Annotated in this window: 6 protein-coding genes and 1 CRISPR repeat array; all 6 genes read right to left on the bottom strand. The window is 52.6% G+C overall.

Features of this window, described 5'->3' with window-relative positions; translation table 11 throughout:
• Positions 1 to 26: 26 nt before the first annotated feature.
• Positions 27 to 682: direct repeats of the CRISPR family, unit length 29 nt; unit sequence CGGTTCACCCCCACGGGTGTGGGGACAAC.
• 19 nt (positions 683 to 701) lie between these two features.
• Positions 702 to 974 (bottom strand): type I-E CRISPR-associated endoribonuclease Cas2e, encoded by a 273-nt coding sequence (gene cas2e / locus NW846_RS09580; RefSeq protein ID WP_011429622.1) that lies wholly within the window; start codon positions 972 to 974, stop codon positions 702 to 704.
• The gene (gene cas1e / locus NW846_RS09575; protein WP_414346869.1) at positions 974 to 1921 is read right to left on the bottom strand and encodes a type I-E CRISPR-associated endonuclease Cas1e; all 948 of its coding nucleotides are present in this window, start codon (positions 1919 to 1921) and stop codon (positions 974 to 976) included. Before cas1e ends, cas2e begins: the two co-directional genes overlap by 1 nt.
• 26 nt (positions 1922 to 1947) lie before the next feature.
• Complete coding sequence (cas6e, locus tag NW846_RS09570) at positions 1948 to 2580, bottom strand: type I-E CRISPR-associated protein Cas6/Cse3/CasE (protein WP_414346868.1); 633 nt, start codon at positions 2578 to 2580, stop codon at positions 1948 to 1950.
• Positions 2562 to 3185, bottom strand: a complete 624-nt coding sequence (gene cas5e, locus NW846_RS09565) for a type I-E CRISPR-associated protein Cas5/CasD (RefSeq protein WP_011429625.1) — start codon at positions 3183 to 3185, stop codon at positions 2562 to 2564. Before cas5e ends, cas6e begins: the two co-directional genes overlap by 19 nt.
• Before the next feature lie 3 nt (positions 3186 to 3188).
• Entirely contained in the window at positions 3189 to 4331 is a 1143-nt protein-coding gene (cas7e, locus tag NW846_RS09560) for a type I-E CRISPR-associated protein Cas7/Cse4/CasC (RefSeq protein ID WP_414346867.1), read from the bottom strand.
• Positions 4332 to 4390: 59 nt separating this feature from the next.
• The coding region (locus NW846_RS09555) for a transposase (protein ID WP_206336841.1) at positions 4391 to 4711 on the bottom strand (321 nt) is incomplete at its 5' end.

Genomic DNA, 4711 nt, shown 5'->3' with positions numbered 1-4711 from the left:
TCCTGCCACCAGCGCCGGCACGATGACGGTTCACCCCCACGGGTGTGGGGACAACGCGGGCCATCAACGCTAACTCCAAACAGGCCGCGCGGTTCACCCCCACGGGTGTGGGGACAACGGGTCACCGCCTTGCCGCCGAATGTGGCCAGAGACGGTTCACCCCCACGGGTGTGGGGACAACCGAAGTCTTGCGCGTAAGACACAGTCTTGTACCGGTTCACCCCCACGGGTGTGGGGACAACGGCCGGCCGGGTGTCGGTATTGCTCCAGGTTAGCCGGTTCACCCCCACGGGTGTGGGGACAACGCTGCCAGCGCCCGCTTGGCAATGGCTCGCCAGGCGGTTCACCCCCACGGGTGTGGGGACAACCGATAGAAACGCCTGACAGTACCAGGCTAGCTCTTGGGTTCACCCCCACGGGTGTGGGGACAACGGCTCCTGGATTATCCGCCTCTCAGGCGAGCTACGGTTCACCCCCACGGGTGTGGGGACAACGTGAGCAACTGCGACCGCTGGCCGGACGGCGATCCGGTTCACCCCCACGGGTGTGGGGACAACGTTCGTGGCGCCAAGCAGCCTCCACCACCCTAGCGGTTCACCCCCACGGGTGTGGGGACAACCGACAAGGACGAGTGCTGCTGCGAGTGTGAGCAGCGGTTCACCCCCACGGGTGTGGGGACAACCCTTCGATTTTTGCCGATTTTAGTAGGTTTTGACCAGCAGCACCCCTTCTATGTCTACTAGCTGCCGCGAGGGATCCCCGATGCTCCTGGCCGAGAATCCCTGCTCTGAGTTGGTGGAATAGACCATCAGTGCAGAGCCGTCGCCGATTTTGCTGGTCACCCGTGCCCACAGTTCTTCTCGAACCAGGGCTGAGACGCGACCGACAAAGACCCCCGCCTTGATCTCAAACAGCCAGCGACTTAGGTCTCCTCTCAAACTTGCGGGGACATTCTCTAAGATAAAGACCACCATCAGACCGACATTTCCTCATCCAACTCTTCTCCGTAGCTCACTCCCCCCTCAACAGCTCCCTTCTCGTTATCCCAAAGAGATCCTACAGGGCTTGACTCCTCCTGTGTGGCTCTGAAGCCGAGGATGGCATCAACATCGTCTATGATTCTCTGCATCAACCGATGCTCTACAAACTTTTCTCGACACAGTTGCCTAGTTCTCGACTCAAAGTTTGGCATCAACTCAGCGGCAGCCTTGAAGGCAACAGGGATGGTGATCTCTGTCTTGTAGAGATCGGCAACGTCATAAACAAAAGATAAGGGCTTGCCGATGTGAATAAACCCCAACGCAGTTGAATAGCCTACGGCATTGAGCGCTGCCTGGCAAACAGCGTAGAGGCAAGTATTGGCAACAGAAAGAGCACGATTAACGGGATCAGCACACTCCCATTCCTTGAGCTTGTAGGAGCGTCCCTTCCAATTTACCCCTGTTTCTTTACTAAGGCGGCTGTAAACAGTTCGCACTCGCACCCCCTCCAGTCCGCGAATCTGCTCAAGGGTTAGCCCTTCTTTGAGAGGTTCGGGAAAGCGAAATGAATACATACGCCGAACCACTTCCATATGCTGGACGGGATCTGCCCATAGTTTGGCCTGGTGATAAAGCCTTTCCACGCTGCTGGAAGGATGGGATCCACTGGCATAGAAGCGTAGCCCATCTTCGCCAACCCACTGGACCGAGCAGAGCCCATCGGCCAAGTTCTTGATGGCAGCGTGAGTAATTGCTGTCCCAGGGCCTAGCATTAAAGTGGTCAAGCTGGCACAAGGGATTATATATCTGCCATCTTCTTGCAAAACGGCAACAGCTTTCGCATCTTGCTCAATTCGGCACCGTTCTACATAGACAAAGCTTATGCTATCTCGAACCTTCGGGATAGATCGTAAACTTTTCGTAGTTGTCTTTGCGATCATAAGACACTCCCCCTTAAAAGGCAAAACTAGCGTGGAAAGTAACTGATCTTGCTGAGCGATAGAAGTCCACATCCGTAGGAGCGTCCTCGCCCAATTCCTTGTTGTACTGCTTTAACAAAAGCTTCAGAATCAGTTACCCGCAATATGCCCTGGAACAAAACGGTGTGGATACGAACTGGCCCGGAGAGCCCCTTTTTGATCCCAAATATTTGCGGCGATGGGATCCCTTCTGCAGCCAACACCTCAAACCCATGCTGACAGCCCTGGCGGCGGAGCCATTCCAGTTGATCCTCAGAGCGAAAAAAGCCAACAATCTTGCGGGTCTTCTTATCTCGCTTGCTGGGATTTGCTCGGAGTCGGAACTGAAAGTATCTTCCCTTACTTAGAACTTCTGGCCTCAGGTCGAAGATTTTGACTTCTGGATCCCTTTGGACATAACCCTGTGGCAAGCGAGACCAATCCGGCTGAATGACCGATTGCACCAGGATGGTGCAGCCATCAGGTTCTTGACGGTAAAGAATATGCCAATCGGAGCGAGGGGTTTTGGTAGGTTGATCGGGAAAACCATGCATAATTCGCTGGTGCAAAGCGTGAGCATTACTGAGCTCTCGCTGCACCAGAAGCTGTCGCTCGTTTAGAATTAGCCGGGAAAGATACATATCGCCTCCGGGAGTTCATGGTATTCCGTCTCCACAGCCCGGCAACCGAAGCGCCGCGGCTGCCAGCTCAAAGGCACATCTTGGCGCACATCCAGACTCTCAGAGACCTCCAAAACAAAGCGGAGTTGGGAGGGACGCTTCCCGCGTCTAGAACACTCATAAGGGTGCTGACGCAAAGCTTCCAGCAAAGGCTGCTCCACAAGCCCCACTCGCAAAGGGCGGCTGGGAATAAAGCTTTTCCGTCCCAGAAACACTTGCCAGTAAGGTTTTTGCAGGGCTTGATCCAAAGTTCTCAGCAAATTAGGATCCCCTTCCAATCCCACCAGGTAATCCCCATCTGCTACGTAGTAGCGATTGCTGATCGTCTCTTTTATTTGTACTGTGTGGAAATCCTTACAAAGGATCCCTTCCTTGTTCACTCGCACCCCCATTTTCAGGGCAGCCAGATCATCAACAGGTTCCCAGCGAGGGCGACCCAGTGCCGCACAGAGGATCCCGATCACCGCCGACTTTGTAGGCTCACGACGGCTATCGCGATAATCAAACTGGCTGTGGTCGCCCCAGCTCATCATCGGAGCCCGCAATCGCATGAGAAGCGTAGTCATGATCTAAGCTCCTTGGCCGTTGCTGGCCACGCCAAAGGCTTTGAGAGCACTTTTTAAGAGCTCTTCTACAGAATCTTTCTTGCTAGACTTGAGTACATTGAGTCTCGCAGCCAGCCTATCAAGGACAACAACGCCTTTATACTGCACGTCAGCTTCTCCATACATCTTGACCAGTGATCCCCAATACTCATCTAAAGCTTTAACGGCATTTTCCAGTAGGCTAAATCCTCCACTGGGAGCAACCGGATTTTCAAAGGCATCCACTAAGGAAATAGGCTGCCCTTCCCGAACTACTGCCATCACCAATGCTGGCCGAGTGTGAGCGGCAAATCCGTTTTGATGTCCACTGGGCACAGCATGAATGAAAGCCGTAGCAAAAGCCTTGATGATGGATCCTAGATGTTCAGTTCCGCCTAGGTTTTCAACCAACTGTTTCTTGTCGAGAACAGCAAAGCGGTAGTATGTAGAGCTGTTGTACCCCGTCTCGCCCATGTGATCGGCTCCGGTGTCCTCACTACTGCCCAGGTCGTCTACGGCTGTAAAGAAGTCGAACTCTTGTTGTAGGGCATTGATACTAATTGCATGGGCCACCTGAACAGCAGCATCGACATTGACTGTGGGTAGCGAGGCCATCATCCGACCAAACAAAGCTACATCACCGGGTTTTCCTGTATCAACCAAAGCTTTTTCGATCGCCTTGGCTATTTTTTGGGGAAGTTTGGGCTTTTCCTCTCGCAATGCGGATTCAATGGCAGACCAGTTTTTGATTAAGATTTCGGCAATTGCATCAAGTTCCGTCTTCCCCAAAAATACAATGGTGGTGGCTTCATTTTTATCATTAAACTTGAGCTTAAGCCCTTGCTCTAAGGCAAGCCGAGCGGCCATTCCAGCTTGCTCATCAGGGATCCCTGCCTTCACAAGCTTAGATTTCAACTCAGGGAGCCAGTTGCGAGAGCGAGCGGCAAAGTGAGCCGGGTCTAGCTCAGCATATTGGTGATAGTATTTTCGCACTGCCCGCTTCTGGCACTGGCTAGAGATTCGCGCTCGTGGACGACCGCCGAATATCGTAGATTTAGGCATGCCATTTTCATCGCGGTTTAGGTTGGCAGGAGGGAAACTTTGAATCAAATGAATTTCCAGTCGCATGGCTGTTTCTCCTCTAAGGGTATAGTGTCGGAACAAGTTTGTTACAGCCTGTTAAGGGCTCAAGGGGTACAATAGCAGCACTTAGCAAACCAACTTCGGAAGGAGGATGGATTGATCAGTAGTAAAGAAGTCTTCACTATCTGCTCCATGCTATATTTCCCAATTCTGCAAAGCTGCCGAATAAAATGCTTCAACACCGACCACATCATCTCAATGGGATTCAACTCCGGCGCATACACAGGCAGGTATAGGATTCGTGCTCCTGTCCCCCTAATCAATTCCTCAACTTCCCGACTCTTGTGGATATTTAAATTGTCCATAATCACAACCTTCCTCGCATCTAGCTTCGGACATAGCTCGCTTCTCAAAAACTCCAAAAA

The organism is Synechococcus sp. W60.3 (genome assembly GCF_047502615.1).
Taxonomy (GTDB): domain Bacteria; phylum Cyanobacteriota; class Cyanobacteriia; order Thermostichales; family Thermostichaceae; genus Thermostichus.
Note: the sequence above shows the minus strand (reverse complement) of the source record. Positions and strands in the feature narration are given on the sequence as shown.

Excerpts from the sequence above, each read along its gene's own strand:
- cas2e (WP_011429622.1), bottom strand. The coding sequence starts at position 974 with ATGGTGGTCTTTATCTTAGAGAATGTCCCCGCAAGTTTGAGAGGAGAC.
- cas1e (WP_414346869.1), bottom strand. The coding sequence starts at position 1,921 with ATGATCGCAAAGACAACTACGAAAAGTTTACGATCTATCCCGAAGGTT.
- cas6e (WP_414346868.1), bottom strand. The coding sequence starts at position 2,580 with ATGTATCTTTCCCGGCTAATTCTAAACGAGCGACAGCTTCTGGTGCAG.
- cas5e (WP_011429625.1), bottom strand. The coding sequence starts at position 3,185 with ATGACTACGCTTCTCATGCGATTGCGGGCTCCGATGATGAGCTGGGGC.
- cas7e (WP_414346867.1), bottom strand. The coding sequence starts at position 4,331 with ATGCGACTGGAAATTCATTTGATTCAAAGTTTCCCTCCTGCCAACCTA.